Raw genomic sequence first — 15,357 nt, forward strand, 5'->3', positions numbered from 1 at the left:
AGCGACATGTTGCCTCTGGAGAATGGTGACAGATCCGAACGGCGACCGTCCGGCCGTGCCCGCGTCGTGGACTCCCCTGCGGTGCGCGGACCGGTGGTACCAGCGCACCTGGGCATTGTAGTGGGAGCCGCTGCCGGGGGAATGGGGGCGAGGTGCTTTTCGGAAGTTACCGACCAGTTCGTTACCGACCGGTCGGCTCCCGCACGGGCCGCGGGCCCGAACCCGTCAGTGGGCGGACGGGTCCGCGCTGGTGACCAGCTCGGTCAGCACGCCGCCGCAGTCCTTGGGGTGCAGGAAGGTGATCCGCGAGCCCATCGAACCGCGCCGCGGCTCGTCGTACAGCACCCGCACGCCCTTGCCCGCGATCGCGGCCGCGTCCCCGTCCACGTCGGCGGTGCCGAAGGCGATGTGGTGCACGCCCTCGCCGTTCTTGGCCAGCCACTTGGCGACCGTCGAGTCCTCCCGGGTCGGCTCCAGCAGCTGCAGGTAGGAGGCGCCGCCGTCCCCGGTGTCGTTGATCTTCAGCATGGCCTCGCGGACGCCCTGCTCCTCGTTGACCTCGCTGTGGAACACCTCGAAGCCGTACGTGGCGCGGTAGAACTCGACGGTCCGGTCCAGGTCGAAGCAGGCGATGCCGATGTGGTCGATGCGGGTCAGCACGGTGTCCTCCGGAAGGGGTGGGACGGCGAGGGATGGCACCCAGTGCAGCGCATCCCGGCGGCCGGGCGCCAGCGCGCCGTCCTGCGAGTCTGCTCACACGGTTCCGGCCCCGTCCCGGCACGGTGTTCACTGGTGAGTGCCAGTAGTGCTGATCACATCGCCGCGCCGGTGACGCAGAGGTGACCGGTCAGTACATTGACGGCATCCCCATACCCTCTGGTCCGACGCGCGAAGGGGCTCGTCCATGACTACTTCTGTGATCGTCGCAGGTGCCCGCACCCCGATGGGACGGCTGCTCGGGTCGCTCAAGGGCTTCTCCGGCGCCGAGCTCGGCGGCTTCGCGATCAAGGCGGCGCTGGAGCGGGCCGGCATCACCGGCGAGCAGGTGCAGTACGTGATCATGGGGCAGGTGCTGCAGGCCGGTGCGGGCCAGATCCCGGCCCGGCAGGCGGCGGTCGCGGCGGGCATCCCGATGAACGTCCCGGCGCTGACGGTCAACAAGGTCTGCCTCTCCGGGCTGGACGCGATCGCGCTGGCCGACCAGCTGATCCGGGCCGGCGAGTTCGACGTGGTGGTGGCCGGCGGCCAGGAGTCCATGACCAACGCCCCGCACCTGCTGCCGAAGTCCCGCGAGGGCTTCAAGTACGGCGCGATCGGGATGCTCGACTCGATGGCGCACGACGGCCTGACCGACGCCTACGAGAACATCCCGATGGGCGAGTCCACCGAGAAGCACAACACCCGCCTCGGCATCACCCGCGAGGTGCAGGACGCCATCGCCGCCGCCTCCCACCAGCGCGCCGCCAAGGCCCAGGCCGACGGCGTGTTCGAGGCCGAGATCGTGCCGGTCGCCATCCCGCAGCGCAAGGGCGAGCCGGTGCTGTTCAGCCAGGACGAGGGCATCCGCGCCGACACCACCGTCGAGGGCCTGGCCAAGCTGCGCCCGGCCTTCAGCAAGGACGGCACCATCACCGCCGGCACCTCCTCGCAGATCTCCGACGGCGCCGCCGCCGTCGTGGTGATGAGCAAGGCCAAGGCCGAGGAGCTGGGCCTGAGCTGGATCGCCGAGATCGGCGCCCACGGCAACGTCGCGGGCCCGGACAACTCGCTGCAGTCGCAGCCGTCCAACGCGATCAAGCACGCGCTGGCCAAGGAGGGCCTGGAGGTCGGCGACCTCGACCTGATCGAGATCAACGAGGCGTTCGCCGCCGTCGCCCACCAGTCGATGCAGGACCTCGGCGTCAGCGACGAGATCGTCAACGTCAACGGCGGCGCGATCGCGCTCGGCCACCCGATCGGCATGTCCGGCGCCCGCGTGGTGCTGCACCTGGCGCTGGAGCTGCAGCGCCGCGGCGGCGGGGTCGGCGCGGCCGCGCTGTGCGGCGGCGGCGGCCAGGGCGACGCGCTGATCGTCAAGGTCCCCGCGCAGGGCTGACCGAACCCCCAGGGACCCCCAGGACCCCCGCAGGGCCGCCCGCGCGGCCCGGCGGGGCGTCCGTCTTTCTGCTGCGAGGAGCGATTTCGATGGCCGATGTGGCGACGCTGGTCGACCAGGCCCGGCAGGGCCGTCCCCGGGCGGTGGCCCGGCTGATCACGCTGGTGGAGAACGCCGCGCCCGAGCTGCGCGAGGTGATGGCGGCGCTGGCCCCGTACAGCGGGCGGGCCTACACGGTGGGTCTGACCGGCTCGCCCGGGGTGGGCAAGTCGACCTCCACCTCGGCGCTGGTCAGCGCCTACCGCAGGCTCGGCAAGCGGGTCGGGGTGCTGGCGGTCGACCCGTCCTCGCCGTTCTCCGGCGGCGCGCTGCTCGGCGACCGGGTGCGGATGCAGGAGCACGCCACCGACCCGGAGGTGTTCATCCGCTCGATGGCCACCCGCGGCCACCTCGGCGGCCTGGCCTGGGCCGCCCCGCAGGCGCTGCGGGTGCTGGACGGGGCGGGCTGCGACGTCATCCTGGTGGAGACCGTCGGCGTCGGGCAGTCCGAGGTGGAGGTCGCCGCGCAGGCCGACACCGCGGTGGTGCTGCTGGCCCCCGGCATGGGCGACGGCATCCAGGCCGCGAAGGCGGGCATCCTGGAGATCGGCGACGTGTTCGTGGTCAACAAGGCCGACCGGGACGGCGCGGACGCCACCGCCCGCGAGCTCAACCACATGCTCGGCCTGGGGGAGTCCCGGCAGGCGGGCGACTGGCGGCCGCCGATCGTCAAGACCGTGGCGGCCCGCGGCGAGGGCGTGGACGAGCTCGTCGAGGCGCTGGAGAAGCACCGCGGCTGGCTGGCCGAGACCGGCGAGCTCGACGCCCGCCGCCGCCGCCGGGCCGCCCAGGAGGTCGAGGCGATCACGCTGGCCGCGCTGCGCGCCCGGATCGGCGACCTGCGCGGCGACCGGCACCTGGACGCGCTGGCCGGGCAGGTCGCCGCGGGCGAACTCGACCCGTACGCGGCGGCGGACCGGCTGGTGGCCGGGCTGACCTCCTGAGGCGGTGCTCAGCCCCGGCCGCGGAGCCCGCGCAGGTGCTCGGCGATCGGGGCCAGGGCCGCGTACATCGCGTCGAGCTGCTCGTCGGTGAGCCGGTCGATGAAGTGCTCGCGGACGCTGCGGACGTGGTCCGGGGCGACCTGCTGCAGCGTCTGCCAGCCGTGCTCGGTGAGGTGCGCGTACAGGCCGCGGCGGTCGCCCGGGCACTCCTGGCGCAGCACCAGCCCGGCCGTCTCCATCCGGGTGATCTGGTGCGAGAGGCGGCTCTTGGACTGCAGGGTGGCGGTGGCCAGGTCGGTCATCCGCATCCGGCGCTCGGGGGACTCGGAGAGCACGACCAGGATCTCGTAGTCGTTGATGGCCAGGTTGTGGCTCTGCAGCTCCCGGCTCAGCTGGTGGTCGAGCAGCTTGCCGACCTCCAGGTGGGCGCGCCAGAAGCGCTGTTCGCGCGCGTCGAGCCACGGGGTGTCCGCCGCTCCCCGCGGGGAGGGGGAGACCTCGGGCGCTGTGGTCTCTGAGGTGTCCATGGGATCGAGTATAGCCGAAGTTGTTCAATGTTGTACGAATTCACAACCGGCGCCCCGCCTCGCTGCCGGGGGTCGGGGGAACTGCTCCGTCCCCGCACAACCGCCGTCCCGGACGGCCGAATTGAGCCAGTCATGTCCAATTCCTGGGCCGGAGTCAAACGGTGACACAGCGTTGGGCATAATCGCGCCCATGACGACCCGGAGTGCGCACTTCCATTCGATAGCCGACGGTGTATACGCATGGCAGCCGCAGCAGCGCGGCTGGGGCCTGGCCAACTGCGGCCTGGTCACCGACGGCGGCCGCGCCCTCTGGATCGACACCCCGTACGACCGCACCCTGGCCGGCGAGTTCCTGCAGCGCACCCGCACCGTCCTCGCCCCCGGCACCGAGGTCGACCGGATCGTCGTCACCCACGCCAACGGCGACCACATGTGGGGCGCGGGCGTCCTCCCCGACGCCGAGGTGATCACCACCCACGAGGCGCTGCACCACATCGCCTACGAGCCGACCCCCGAACAGCAGCACGCCCTGCTGCAGAACCTCGACAAGGACGGCGACACCGGCTCCTACCTGCACGAGCACTTCGGCTGCTTCAACTGGGCCGACACCCCGCCCGTCGTCCCCGACACCGTCTTCACCGGCGAACTCGAACTGCGCGTCGGCAGCATCCCGGTCCGGATCAGCAGCCTCCCGCCGGCCCACACCAGCGGCGACCTGACCGTGCACCTGCCCACCCGCTCCACCGTCTTCACCGGCGACGTCGTCTTCGGCTCCACCGCCGAACGCCCCGGCGACCACCCCGTGCACTGGGCCGGCCCGCTCGGCAACGTCATCGACGCCGTCGAGCGGCTGCTCGACACCGGCGCCGAGACGATCGTCCCCGGCCACGGCCCGCTGCTCACCCGCGCCGACCTGCGCGCCCACGCCGGTTACCTGCGCTACGTCCGCGACCGCGCGCACGCCCTGCACGCCGCCGGGCGCACCGCCGCCGAGGCCGCGCAGATCGTGATCGACGAGGCCCGCTACCCCGAACTCGGCCTCCCCGAGCGGCTGCTGGTCACCATCGGCACCGAGTACCGGCACCTCGACGGCACCGAGCCGCCCGCCATGCTGGAGGTCGTCGGCCGGATGGCCCACCTCGCCCGGCAGCGCGAGGCCCGCACCGCCTGACCCCAGCGCACCGTCCCCGCCGCGACGACTTCCCCCGAGGACCCCATGGCCGAGATCGTGCTCGCCCTGCTGGCCGGCGCCGCCCTGACCGCCGGACCCCTGCTGTGGTCCGCCCGGCGCGCCGTCCGCACCGCCCGGGCCGCCACCCAGCGCGCCGCCGAGGCCGACCACCGCACCCAGGGCGCCGAGGTCCGGGCCCGCGCCGCCGAGACCCGGGCCCGTGAGAACGAGGAGCACGCCCGGGCCGCCGAGGCCCGGGCCCGCGCCGCCGACGCCCGGCACACCCTCGCCGAGGACCGGCTGGCCGCCGCCGTCCGCGAGTTCGCCCACCTCGCGCACGAACGCCTCCCCGCCGCCGCCACCGCGCTCACCCACCCCCGCACGCCCGTCCCCGGACCGCTCGACGCCACCGGCGGCAACGAGGAGCTCCACCGCGCCCTGGACGCCGTCCTCGGCGCCGCCCTGCGCGCCGCGCTCGCCGAACGCGAACGCACCGACGCCGCCGCCCGGGCCGCCCTGCGAGGCGCCGCCTCCAAGATCCAGGCTCTGCTGATCCAGGTCCGCTCCCTGCTGGAGGAGATCCAGCTCTCGGTCGACGACCCCCGGCTGCTCGCCCTCGACTTCCGCAACGAGCTCACCCTGCGCCGCGTGCAGTCCCTCGCCGTGCTCTCCGGCGCCTGGCCCGGCATGACCCGCGAGGACTCCCCGCTCGCCGAACTCTGCGTCGGCGCGCAGTCCCGGGTCGCCGGGTACGCCCGGATCGAGATCACCAACCACCTGCGCGAACCCCGGCTCGCGGTCGCCGCCCGGGCCGCCGAGCCGGTCGCCATCGCGCTCGCCGAGATCCTCGGCAACGCCACCGCCTACTCCCACCCCGAGACCCGGGTCGTGGTCTCCATCGAACAGGGCAGCTCCGGCGCCCTCGTGGTGGTCGACGACATGGGCGTCGGCATGGAACCCGACCAGCTCGAACGGGCCGCCGAACTGCTCGACGGCCAGGCCGAGGTGCTGCTCACCGAACTCGGCGACCCGCCGCAGGCCGGCTTCGCGGTGATCGGCCTGCTCTGCCGCCAGTTCGGCTTCGGCTGCCGGGTCGAACCCTCCCCGTACGGGGGCGTGCGGGCCATCCTGCGGCTGCCCGCCGACCTGCTCACCCTGACCGACCCGGCCGCCCCGCTCTCCGCCCTCGCCCCCCGCCCGATCACCCAGAGCGCCCCGGTGTTCGACGCGGGCGACGCCCTGCCCACCCGCAAGCGCCGCACCCCCCGCGTCCCGCAGCAGGACGCACCCTCCCCCCTCCCCGCCCCGGCGGGCACCACCCCCGACCGGGCCCGCAGCGCGTGGTCGGCCCTCCAGTCCGGCACCGCCGCCGGACGCAGCGCCGCCGAACGCCCCGCGGGCCCCCAGGGACCCGCCGCACCCGAAGGAGTCGAAACCCCGTGACCGCCCAGCTCCGTCGCCACACCGAGGACCTCTCCTGGGTCCTCACCCCGCTGCTCGACCTGCCCGGCGTGCAGAACGCCGTCATCGCCACCGGCGACGGCCTGGTCACCGGCCACTCCGCCGACCTCGGCCGGGACGGCGCCGACCGGGTCGCCGCGATGACCGCCTCGCTGCACGCCGCCGCCCGCGCCTTCACCACCGCCTTCACCGGCGCCGAGAAGGTCGCCCTCACCCAGACCGTGGTCGAGTCCGAGCACGGCTACGCCGTCGTCACCCCCGCGGGCGAGAACTCCTCGCTGGCCGTCTTCGCCCTCCCCGGCGCCGACCTCGGCACCATCGCCTACCAGATGCAGGTCCAGGTCGCCGCGCTGGCCAGGGCGCTGGCCAGCCCCGCCCGGGAGGCGAGCCGCACATGACCACGCCCCCGCGCCGCCGCCTCGTCCCCGCCTACCTCGCCACCCACGGCCGCACCACCGCCGCGGGCGCCGGCACCCTGGACCGGCTCAGCGTGCTGCACGCCGCCGCCGACCTCCCGGCCGGACTCGGCGGCGAGCACCGGCAGTTATGGGAACTGGTCCGCCCCGGCGCCCTGACCCTCGCCGAGGCCGCCGCCCACCTCCGGCTGCCCGTCAGCGCCACCGTCTTCATCGCCGCCGACCTGGCCGAGCGCGGCGCGCTCTCCGTCCGCGCGCCCATCCCCTCCGCCCAGCCGGTCAACCGGGACCTCGCCGAAAGGCTCCTCAGTGGACTTCGCGCCCTCAAGTAGCAACGCCGCCCTGCTCGGCGACGGACCCGCCGGGGCCCCGGCCTACCTGCCGCCGACCGACCCGGTCCTGATGAAGCTCATGGTCACCGGGCCGTTCGGGGTCGGCAAGACCACCCTCGTGCGCACCCTGTCGGAGATCCCGACCCTGCACACCGAGGAGACCATGACCGCGGCGAGCGTCCCGGTCGACGACATCAGCCGCACCCCCGGCAAGACCGCCACCACCGTCGCCGTCGACTTCGGCCGACTCACCCTCGCCGACGGCGACTTCGTCCTCTACCTGTTCGGCACCCCCGGCCAGCGCCGCTTCCTGCCGCTCTGGGAGGACCTCGCCCGCGGCGCCCTCGGCGCGCTCGTCCTGGTCGACACCCGCCGCCTCGCCGACGCCTTCGACGCGATGGACCTGATCGAGGAGGCCGGACTGCCCTACGCCGTCGCCGTCAACCGCTTCCCCGACACCCCGCCGATCGCCCTCGACGCCGTCCGCGCCGCCCTCGACCTCGACCCCGCCACCCCGCTGCTCGAACTCGACGCCCGAGCCCGCGAGGGCTGCGTCGACGCCCTGATCGCCCTCGCCGAACACGTCCTGGACCGCCTGCCCCAGGAGAGCACCCCGTGACCGCCCGCACCCCCCGCACCGCCCTCTACGGCGCCCGGTTCGCCGCCGACCCGCACGCCCACTACACCCGGCTGCGCGACCGCGGACCGCTCGCCCCCGTCGAACTCGCCCCCGGCGTCGACGCCTGGCTGGTCACCGACTACCACGTCGCCCTCGAGGTCCTCCGCGACACCGACACCTGGACCCGCGACCCGCGCCGCTGGCAGGCCACCCAGCCCGCCGACTCCCCGATCCTCCCGCTGTTCGGCTGGCGCCCCACCGCCCTCTTCTCCGACGGCCCCGCCCACACCCGCTACCGCCAGGTCATCACCGACAGCGTCGGCATCCTCGAACCCCACCTGCTGCAGCGCGACACCACCGCCGTCGCCGAACAGCTCATCGCCGAGTTCGCCCACGCCGGCAAGGCCGACCTGCTCGCCGCGTACGCCTACCGGCTGCCGCTGCTCATCCTCACCTCCTGGTACGGCGTCCCCGACCCGGACATCGACCGGATCAGCACCGCGATGAACCGCGCCTTCGAGACCTCCTCCGGCGCCGCCGCCGCGTACGCCGACCTGGTCGCCGTCATCACCGAACAGGTCGCCGACCGCCGCGCCGCGCCCCGGCACGACCTGATCTCCGCCTTCCTCGGCCACCCCGCGCAGCTCGCCGACGACGAGGTCGTCCGGCACATCACCCTCACCCTGATGGCCGGGCACGAACCCACCGCCAACCTGATCGCGGGCGCGCTGCTGCGGATGCTCTCCGACGACCGGTACGCCGGCTCCCTGCACAGCGGCGCGATGACCGCGCACGACGCGGTCAACGAGGTGCTCTGGAACGACCCCCCGCTGTCCAACTTCTCCCCGCACTACGTCCGGCGCGAGATCGTCTTCCACGGCACCCCGCTCACCCCCGAGCAGCCCGTCCTGGTCTCCTACGCCTCCGCCAACGCCCAGGCGGCCCTCACCCCCGCCGAGAGCGAGTCCCTCGGCGGCTCCTACGCCCACCTCGCCTGGGGCGCCGGCCCGCACCGCTGCCCCGCCCGCCAGCCCGCCGTCCTGATGGCCGTCACCGCCATCGAGTACCTCATCAGCCGCCTCACCGACCTCCGCCTCGCCGTCCCCACCGCGGACGTCCTCTGGCGCCCGGGGCCGGTCCACCGGGCGCTGGTCTCCCTCCCGGTCGAGTTCACCCCCGTGTGAAGGTGAAACCAGGGGGCGGGGTACTGCGCGCAGTACCCCGCCCCCTGAGTGCGCTTCCTGGCAGTGCGCCTCCTGCCTACAGCCCGAAGCGGCGTCCGAGGTCGCCCAGGTTGCCCAGCCCCGGGACGCTGCCGCCGCCGTGCTGCTGCTGGTGCGGGACGCCGGAGCCCGGGATGCCCGGTTCGGCGCCGATGACGCCGACCGAGCGGTCGGCCATCAGGGTCTCGGAGGACTGCATCAGGACCTGCCCGGCCCCGATGAACTCGAACTGGTGCTCCTCGCCGCTGGCGCCGCCGATCCCGGTCAGGTGCCGCAGGCCGCCGATCACGCCGTGCAGGTAGCCGTGGTCGTAGTGGTGGCAGGGCGCGGGGCAGTCGGCCCAGCCGACCAGGGCCTGCGGGTCGACCCGGATCGGGGGCTCGACGAAGTGCACGGGGCCGTTGGAGGCGGCGACGAACTTGCCGGTGCCGATCAGGGTGAGGAACCCGGGGATGATGGACTGCTTGAGCTGCAGGGTGGGCTCGAAGGCGAGCAGGTTGCCCGAGCGCACCGTCAGGTTGCCGTCCTCCAGGTCGTACGAGTTGAGGTCGTAGGCCCGGTCGGCGAGCAGCAGCTTGCCCCGCCCCTCGGCGACCACCCAGTCGGAGGCGTGCAGCGGGGAGTTGAAGTTCCGTTCGAGGAGCTGGTCGAGCGCGCCGCGGCCGACCCCGGAGAAGCGCATCTCGCCGTAGTAGGCGATCATCTTCCCCTTCTGCAGGTAGTACGCGCCGTTCAGGTCGACCGAGAAGCAGTACGGGTTGACGTTGTCGTTGTCGGGCAGCGTCCCGGCGTCCCAGACCTTGGGGCCCTCGCCGCCGGGCGGCTGGAACACCGGGGCGCCGAACTGCCCGGCGGGGCCGGCCTGGTAGGGCGGGGCCTGCGGGGGGAGCGGCATCCCGGCCTGGGTGGCCTGGTGGGACTGCTCGTACTGCTGCTGGGAGTACCCGGGCGGGGGCCCCTGCGGCGGGTGCGGCGGGGGCTGCTGACCGTACGGCTGCTGACCGTAGGGCTGCTGACCGTAGGGGTTCTGCGGGGGGTAGGACATCAGAGCTTCACCTCGCTGGCCTGGACGTACACCGTGCCCTGCCCGGACAGTTCGAGCTGGAACGCCTCGCCGGAGCCGCGTCCGACCATGTCGCGCCACCCGAGGGCGCTGGAGAGCTTGTTGGTGACCTCGCCGCGGTGGGCGACGTACGCCTGCGGGTCGACGTGGACGGGCTGGCCGGGGAAGATCGGGAGCTCGATGACGCCGCCGTGGGCCATCACGGCGACCGCGCCGTGGCCGGTGAGCTTGGTGGTGAACAGGCCCTGTCCGGTGACCTGGCCGCGGACCACGCCCATCAGGCCGCCCTGCTGGCCCATGAACATGGTGGACTGCTGGAGGCTGCCCTCGAAGGCGAGCAGCCGGTCGGCCTCCACGTAGAGGGTGTCGCCGACCAGGTCGACCACGTGCACGTGGTGGCCGCCGTGGCCGAACATCACGGTGCCGTGGCCCTCGACGGTCATCAGCGGGGTGTCCTCGTTGGCGACCCGGCGGCCGATCATCGACATCACGCCGCCCTGGCCGCCCATCAGGTTGGGCTGGAAGGAGACCTCGCCGGTGTAGCCGAGCATCGAGCCGCGCTGGGAGAGGATCCGCTGCCCGGGCAGCACCTGGGCGGAGACCATCTTGTTGTTGATCCTGGTGAAGGCCATCAGACCTCGCCCCCCAGCGTCGTCCGCTCGGAGGGCTGGACGTAGACCAGGCCCTCGCCGGTGAACTCGACCTGCATGGCCTCGCCGCCGCCCTCGCCGATCAGCGTGCTCCAGCCCGCCCCGGACTTGAGCGCCCGGTGCAGGTTGCCGGTGTGCGCGATGTAGGCGCCCGGGTCGACCCGCAGCGGCAGGCCCTGGGAGACCCGGAGGATCACCGCGGGGCCGTGCGAGGTGACCGCCGCCCAGCCCTGGCCCTCGACCTTGGTGGTGAACAGGCCGTTGCCGCTGGCCATGCCGTTCAGACCGGTGAAGGAGGTGCCGGTGCGCAGGGACGCCTCGGTGCAGAGCAGGTTGTCGGATTCGACGAACAGCGTCTCGCCGTTCAGCCGGACGAGGTTGATCTCGGTGGCCTTGTCGGCGAAGTAGCAGGTGCCCTGCCCCTTCACCTCCATGACCTCCATGCGCTCGCCGGTGAGCCGGCGGGTGACCATGCCGCGCAGGCCGTCGCCGCCACCGGAGAGCTTCTTGAAGCCCATCTGTCCGGTGTAGGCGACCATCGAGCCGTTGCGTGCCTTGACGGTGTCCCCGGCGAGATCGACGGCGAGGACCTTTGACCCCTGGAGTCGGAACTGTGCCACGTCCGGGAATGTAGCGGCCCCCTCCCCGGGTGGGGGAGGGGGCCGGGGCACCTGGTACCCGTTCGGTACGAAACCCGTACATCGGACATAGCGTCAGTCGGGCATACCGGACAAAAGGTCAGACCGTCTGCGGCAGCGCCCCCGCGGAGGCCTCCACCTCCAGCAGCGAGGCCGAGTGCCGCTCGGCCTCGAACGCGGCGCGGCCGCCGCGCAGGCCGAACAGGCGCTTGGAGAGCATGATCCAGAGCACCGCGGCGATGTTCAGCAGCAGGGTGCAGACCTTCAGGGCGCTGACGTGCTCGGTGAGCTCGTAGCCCTCCAGCGGCAGGAAGGCGGCGGTGGCGACCACGGTCAGGTACTCGGCCCAGCGGTGGCCCCACCACAGGCCGAAGGCCTCGACGATCTCGATCAGCGCGTACACCACCAGCGCGACCGCCACGTACACCAGGGTGGAGTGCTTGTAGTCGAAGGTCTTGCGGATGGTGTCGACGATCGGCGAGTGCTCCAGGTCCCAGTGGAAGTGCTCGGTGACCGGCTTGAGGACGGTCAGGTTCTCGTCGAAGATCCGGCGCACCGCGTCCTGGCTGTTGGAGAACTTCCACACGCCCCAGGCGACCACCACGATCAGCAGGCCGCGCAGCAGCCGCTCGACGGCCAGGAAGCGCAGGATGAACAGGTCGCGCAGGGCCTTGCCGCGGGGCACCAGCGGCGCGTCCTGGGCGGGCCCGGAGCCGTGCGGCTCGCCGAGCGCGAAGTCGCCGCAGCGCAGGCAGCGCCAGGCGGTGCCGACCGCGGTGGCGGTGTGCAGGCGGGCCCGCAGGTCGGGCTCGTCGGGTGCGTAGGTGATGTGCCCGCGCTTGGCGCAGGTGTGGCGGTCCCAGTCCCGCTTCAGCATGGTGCGTTCCCCCCGTGGGTCGGCGCGGCCCGACGGTCGGAGCCCGCGCAGCACAGCAGGATAGGGGGTCCGCGGTCGGCGCCGGTGTCGGGTCGGTGATAATAGGCCCGGCTTGTGCAACCGTTCACAAGCCCGGTCGTCCACCGGCCCAGCCGTCCGTCGTGCCCCCGTGAGGAATCCCGTGAAGAGCGTCGCCGCCGTCCACCGCCTGCGCCTGGTCTCCGGCCCCGAGGGGCTGTCCTTCATCCTGCTGCTGATCTGCTCGGTGCTGAAGCGCACCACCAGCTTCAACGGCGTCCCGGTGATGGGCATGGTGCACGGCGTGCTGTTCGTCCTGTACGTGGTGTTCCTGGTGCAGGCGCACCAGGCCCGCCGCTGGGAGCCGAAGCGCACCCTGGTGCTGTTCGTGCTGTCGGTGCTGCCCACCGGCGGCTTCTTCGCCGAGCGGATGCTCGCCAAGGAGGAGCGCGGCGAGCTGGACGCCCCGGCGACCGCCGCCGCCTGACCGCTCCGGAACGTGGTGCGCGGCGGCCGGGCCTCTTCGTGGGAGGCCCGGCCGCCGCGGGCTTTCGTCAGCCGGTCGGCGTCAGTTGACGTTCACCGCGGTCCAGGTGGCCGCGACCGCGTTGTACTCGGCGGAGCCGGAGCCGTACAGGTCGGCGGCGGCGCTCAGGGTCGCGGTGCGGGCGCCCTTGTAGTTGGTGCTGGAGGTCATGTAGACGCTCAGCGCCCGGTACCAGATCTGCGCGGCCTTGGCCCGGCCGATGCCGGTCAGCGTCGCGCCGTTGTAGGTCGGCGAGTTGTAGCTGACGCCGTTGATCGTCTTGGCGCCGCTGCCCTCGGCCAGCAGGTAGAAGAAGTGGTTGGCGACGCCCGAGGAGTAGTGGACGTCCTTGCTGCCGACGGTGGAGGACCAGTAGTCGGCGGACGCGCCGTCCTTGGACGGCTTGTCCATGTAGCGCAGCGGCGTGCCGTTGCCGTTGATGTCGATCAGCTCGCCGATCAGGTAGTCCGGGTTGTCCTTCGGCAGGTTGGCGTAGAACTCGACCATGGTGCCGAAGATGTCGGAGGTGGCCTCGTTCAGGCCGCCGGACTCGCCCGAGTAGTTCAGGCCGGCCGTGTTGGACGTCACGCCGTGGCTCATCTCGTGGCCGGAGACGTCGAGCTCGGTCAGCGGGTGGGTGTTGGAGGCGCCGTCGCCGTAGGTCATGCAGAAGCAGCTGTCGTCCCAGAACGCGTTGACGTAGTTGCGTCCGTAGTGCACCCGGCTGTACGCGCCGACGCCGTCGCCGCGGATGCCCGCCCGGCCGAAGGTGTTCTTGTAGAAGTCCCAGGTGACGGCCGCGCCGTACTGGGCGTCGACGGCCGCGGACTCGCCGTTGGAGACCAGGCCGTTGCCCCAGCTGTTGGTGGACTTCGAGTAGAGGGTGCCCTTGCCCGAGGTCTTGTTGGCCAGCGTGGTGGTGTACTGGCCGCCGCGGGTGTTGTCCTTCAACTGGTACGCGCTGCCGGTGTAGTTGGTGGTCAGCGGGACGCTGCCGACGAACACGCCGTTGCCGGAGCCGGTCGCGTCGGCGGTCTGGATCTGCTCGTGGACGGAGAGCACCGCGCCGCTGTCCGCGTCGGTGACCAGCAGCTGGCGGCTCGGGGTGCCGTCCGCCCGGACGCCCTCCACGGTGGTGCGGTACGCCAGCCGCGGGGCGCCGTCGGCGGCCCAGATCACCAGCTGGGCGCTGCCGCTGGCACCGGAGACCGAGGTGAGGGCGGCCTCGTCGGCGTCCTGGGTGAGGCCGACGGTGGCCTGCACCGCGCCGGTCGCCTTGGCGGCGGCCTGGCCGGCCGACAGCTTCGGGCTCAGCGAGGCGGGGGCCAGGCTGCCGGGCGCGGCCTTGTCGCTGGACTTCACCTTGCCGTTGGCGGCCTGGTGCACGACCAGGTCGCCGCCGAGCACCGGCAGTCCGGCGTAGGTGCGCTCGTAACGGAAGTGGCGGGTGCCGTCGGCGTCGACGACGGCGTCCTTGACGACCAGCTTCTCCTGGGCGCCCAGGCCCAGCGCCTTGGCGGCGGCGGGCGCCTGGGCGGCGGCCAGGGCGAGTTGGTCGGCCCGGCCGAGGGAGGCGGGGTTCGGGGCGGCGTACGCCATGCCGGCGCTCACCTGGATCGCACCGGCCAGCAGGGCCGAGGCAGAGAGAACGGCTCCGACAGCGAGCTTTCGCTTCACGTACGGGTTCCTTCCGGATCAACCGCGTGTGCGCGGTCGCACCTCGCTCCGGGGCACCTGGGTCGGTGCCTGCTGGGGCGGAACGGGTGCTGACGTGCAGCTCCGTGCGGTCAGGCGACAGCAGCCGGTGGGGTGGGCCGGCGGTGTCGAACGGGGCTGGCCAGAAGCATGCCGAGGCGGCGGCGGCCGGGAACAGCGGTTCGGCAACTATTGGCAAACTCTCGCCAACGGTGCGGCAACGGGTGGTCCGGGAAATCGGAGGTTTCGCTGCGAACCATGCCGTGCGGGCTGCGCAGAGGGCCAACTCCGCTGCAATCACTGAATATTGCCGGAATATGCACGGTAAAGGGCCGCCGCCGGACCGTTCTCGTCTGTTTGGCGTGATCCCGCCAAGCGGGCGGCTTGTCCACCATCGTGGACACCTGCTACCCCCGTTGACGCCCGCGGGTACGGTAAGGGGCGTGCCCAAGCCCCTCGCCCTCGACTTCGACCCGATCGCCCGCGCCGACGAGCACTGGACCCAGCGCTGGGGCAAGGTGCCGTCGATGGCGGCGATCACCTCGGTGATGCGCGCCCACCAGATCCTGCTGGCCCGGGTCGACGCGGTGGTCAAGCCCTACGGCCTCACCTTCGCCCGCTACGAGGCCCTGGTGCTGCTCACCTTCAGCCGCTCCGGCGAGCTCCCGCTCTCCAAGATCGGCGAGCGCCTGATGGTCCACCCCACCAGCGTCACCAACACCGTCGACCGCCTGGAGCGCGCCGGCCTGGTCACCCGCCGCCCCAACCCGCTCGACGGCCGCGGCGTCCTCGCCGCCATCACCGGCCGCGGCCGCGAGGTCGTCGAGCAGGCCACCCGCGCCCTGGTCGCGATCGAGTTCGGCCTGGACGGCTACGACGCCGACGCCTGCGCCGAGGTGTTCGAACTGCTCCGCCCGCTGCGGATCGCCGCCGGGGACTTCACGGTGCCCGCCGAGGAGGGCCCCGACCGGGACGACGCGTAGGGGCGGTTACCCTCGACGGT

General features: G+C 72.8%; 17 protein-coding genes. 10 read left to right on the forward strand and 7 right to left on the reverse strand.

Annotation, left to right across the window (positions count from 1 at the left end):
* Positions 1-225: 225 nt before the first annotated feature.
* On the reverse strand, positions 226-660 hold the full coding sequence (gene mce / locus QSK52_RS07455) for a methylmalonyl-CoA epimerase (RefSeq protein WP_285734925.1): 435 nt from the start codon (positions 658-660) through the stop codon (positions 226-228).
* Between the two features lie 244 nt (positions 661-904).
* On the opposite strand from mce, the gene QSK52_RS07460 reads away from it, so the two are divergent.
* On the forward strand, positions 905-2,095 hold the full coding sequence (locus tag QSK52_RS07460) for an acetyl-CoA C-acetyltransferase (protein ID WP_285734927.1): 1,191 nt from the start codon (positions 905-907) through the stop codon (positions 2,093-2,095).
* 89 nt (positions 2,096-2,184) lie between these two features.
* Positions 2,185-3,138 (forward strand): methylmalonyl Co-A mutase-associated GTPase MeaB, encoded by a 954-nt coding sequence (gene meaB, locus QSK52_RS07465; RefSeq protein WP_285734929.1) that lies wholly within the window; start codon positions 2,185-2,187, stop codon positions 3,136-3,138.
* Between the two features lie 8 nt (positions 3,139-3,146).
* On the opposite strand, the gene QSK52_RS07470 is transcribed toward meaB, so the two are convergent.
* On the reverse strand, positions 3,147-3,665 hold the full coding sequence (locus QSK52_RS07470; protein ID WP_285734931.1) for a MarR family winged helix-turn-helix transcriptional regulator: 519 nt from the start codon (positions 3,663-3,665) through the stop codon (positions 3,147-3,149).
* 190 nt (positions 3,666-3,855) lie between these two features.
* Here QSK52_RS07470 and QSK52_RS07475 point away from each other — a divergent pair, with 190 nt between their 5' ends.
* Genes QSK52_RS07475 through QSK52_RS07500 form a run of 6 tightly spaced genes read left to right on the forward strand, consistent with a single transcriptional unit; the run spans position 3,856 to position 8,848 of the window.
* Positions 3,856-4,836, forward strand: coding sequence for an MBL fold metallo-hydrolase (locus tag QSK52_RS07475; protein ID WP_285734933.1), 981 nt, complete (start codon positions 3,856-3,858; stop codon positions 4,834-4,836).
* Between the two features lie 45 nt (positions 4,837-4,881).
* Complete coding sequence (locus tag QSK52_RS07480; protein ID WP_285734935.1) at positions 4,882-6,279, forward strand: ATP-binding protein; 1,398 nt, start codon at positions 4,882-4,884, stop codon at positions 6,277-6,279.
* Positions 6,276-6,695, forward strand: coding sequence for a roadblock/LC7 domain-containing protein (locus QSK52_RS07485; protein ID WP_285734936.1), 420 nt, complete (start codon positions 6,276-6,278; stop codon positions 6,693-6,695). Before QSK52_RS07480 ends, QSK52_RS07485 begins: the two co-directional genes overlap by 4 nt.
* A complete protein-coding gene (locus QSK52_RS07490) occupies positions 6,692-7,045 on the forward strand; it encodes a DUF742 domain-containing protein (RefSeq protein WP_285734937.1) in 354 nt (117 codons plus the stop codon). The genes QSK52_RS07485 and QSK52_RS07490 overlap by 4 nt, the downstream gene beginning before the upstream one ends.
* The gene (locus QSK52_RS07495) at positions 7,023-7,664 is read left to right on the forward strand and encodes a GTP-binding protein (RefSeq protein WP_435053180.1); all 642 of its coding nucleotides are present in this window, start codon (positions 7,023-7,025) and stop codon (positions 7,662-7,664) included. Before QSK52_RS07490 ends, QSK52_RS07495 begins: the two co-directional genes overlap by 23 nt.
* Positions 7,661-8,848, forward strand: coding sequence for a cytochrome P450 (locus tag QSK52_RS07500; protein WP_285734938.1), 1,188 nt, complete (start codon positions 7,661-7,663; stop codon positions 8,846-8,848). The genes QSK52_RS07495 and QSK52_RS07500 overlap by 4 nt, the downstream gene beginning before the upstream one ends.
* A gap of 76 nt (positions 8,849-8,924) precedes the next feature.
* Here the strand turns inward: QSK52_RS07500 and QSK52_RS07505 are convergent, their stop codons facing one another.
* The 4 genes from QSK52_RS07505 to QSK52_RS07520 all read right to left on the reverse strand — a co-directional run bounded on the left by QSK52_RS07505 (position 8,925) and on the right by QSK52_RS07520 (position 12,112).
* The gene (locus QSK52_RS07505) at positions 8,925-9,782 is read right to left on the reverse strand and encodes an AIM24 family protein (protein WP_435053187.1); all 858 of its coding nucleotides are present in this window, start codon (positions 9,780-9,782) and stop codon (positions 8,925-8,927) included.
* Between the two features lie 149 nt (positions 9,783-9,931).
* The gene (locus QSK52_RS07510; RefSeq protein WP_285734939.1) at positions 9,932-10,582 is read right to left on the reverse strand and encodes an AIM24 family protein; all 651 of its coding nucleotides are present in this window, start codon (positions 10,580-10,582) and stop codon (positions 9,932-9,934) included.
* The gene (locus tag QSK52_RS07515; protein ID WP_285734940.1) at positions 10,582-11,220 is read right to left on the reverse strand and encodes an AIM24 family protein; all 639 of its coding nucleotides are present in this window, start codon (positions 11,218-11,220) and stop codon (positions 10,582-10,584) included. Before QSK52_RS07515 ends, QSK52_RS07510 begins: the two co-directional genes overlap by 1 nt.
* Before the next feature lie 118 nt (positions 11,221-11,338).
* Complete coding sequence (locus QSK52_RS07520) at positions 11,339-12,112, reverse strand: DUF2127 domain-containing protein (protein ID WP_285735109.1); 774 nt, start codon at positions 12,110-12,112, stop codon at positions 11,339-11,341.
* Between the two features lie 184 nt (positions 12,113-12,296).
* Here QSK52_RS07520 and QSK52_RS07525 point away from each other — a divergent pair, with 184 nt between their 5' ends.
* Positions 12,297-12,620, forward strand: coding sequence for a DUF3817 domain-containing protein (locus QSK52_RS07525; protein WP_285734941.1), 324 nt, complete (start codon positions 12,297-12,299; stop codon positions 12,618-12,620).
* An 81-nt stretch (positions 12,621-12,701) separates the two neighbouring features.
* On the opposite strand, the gene QSK52_RS07530 is transcribed toward QSK52_RS07525, so the two are convergent.
* On the reverse strand, positions 12,702-14,336 hold the full coding sequence (locus tag QSK52_RS07530) for a M4 family metallopeptidase (protein WP_285734942.1): 1,635 nt from the start codon (positions 14,334-14,336) through the stop codon (positions 12,702-12,704).
* Between the two features lie 461 nt (positions 14,337-14,797).
* Here QSK52_RS07530 and QSK52_RS07535 point away from each other — a divergent pair, with 461 nt between their 5' ends.
* Positions 14,798-15,337, forward strand: a complete 540-nt coding sequence (locus QSK52_RS07535) for a MarR family winged helix-turn-helix transcriptional regulator (protein WP_285734943.1) — start codon at positions 14,798-14,800, stop codon at positions 15,335-15,337.
* Positions 15,338-15,357 lie beyond the last annotated feature (20 nt).

The sequence above is a fragment of the Kitasatospora phosalacinea genome (genome assembly GCF_030268885.1).
In the GTDB taxonomy this organism is placed as follows: domain Bacteria; phylum Actinomycetota; class Actinomycetes; order Streptomycetales; family Streptomycetaceae; genus Kitasatospora; species Kitasatospora phosalacinea_C.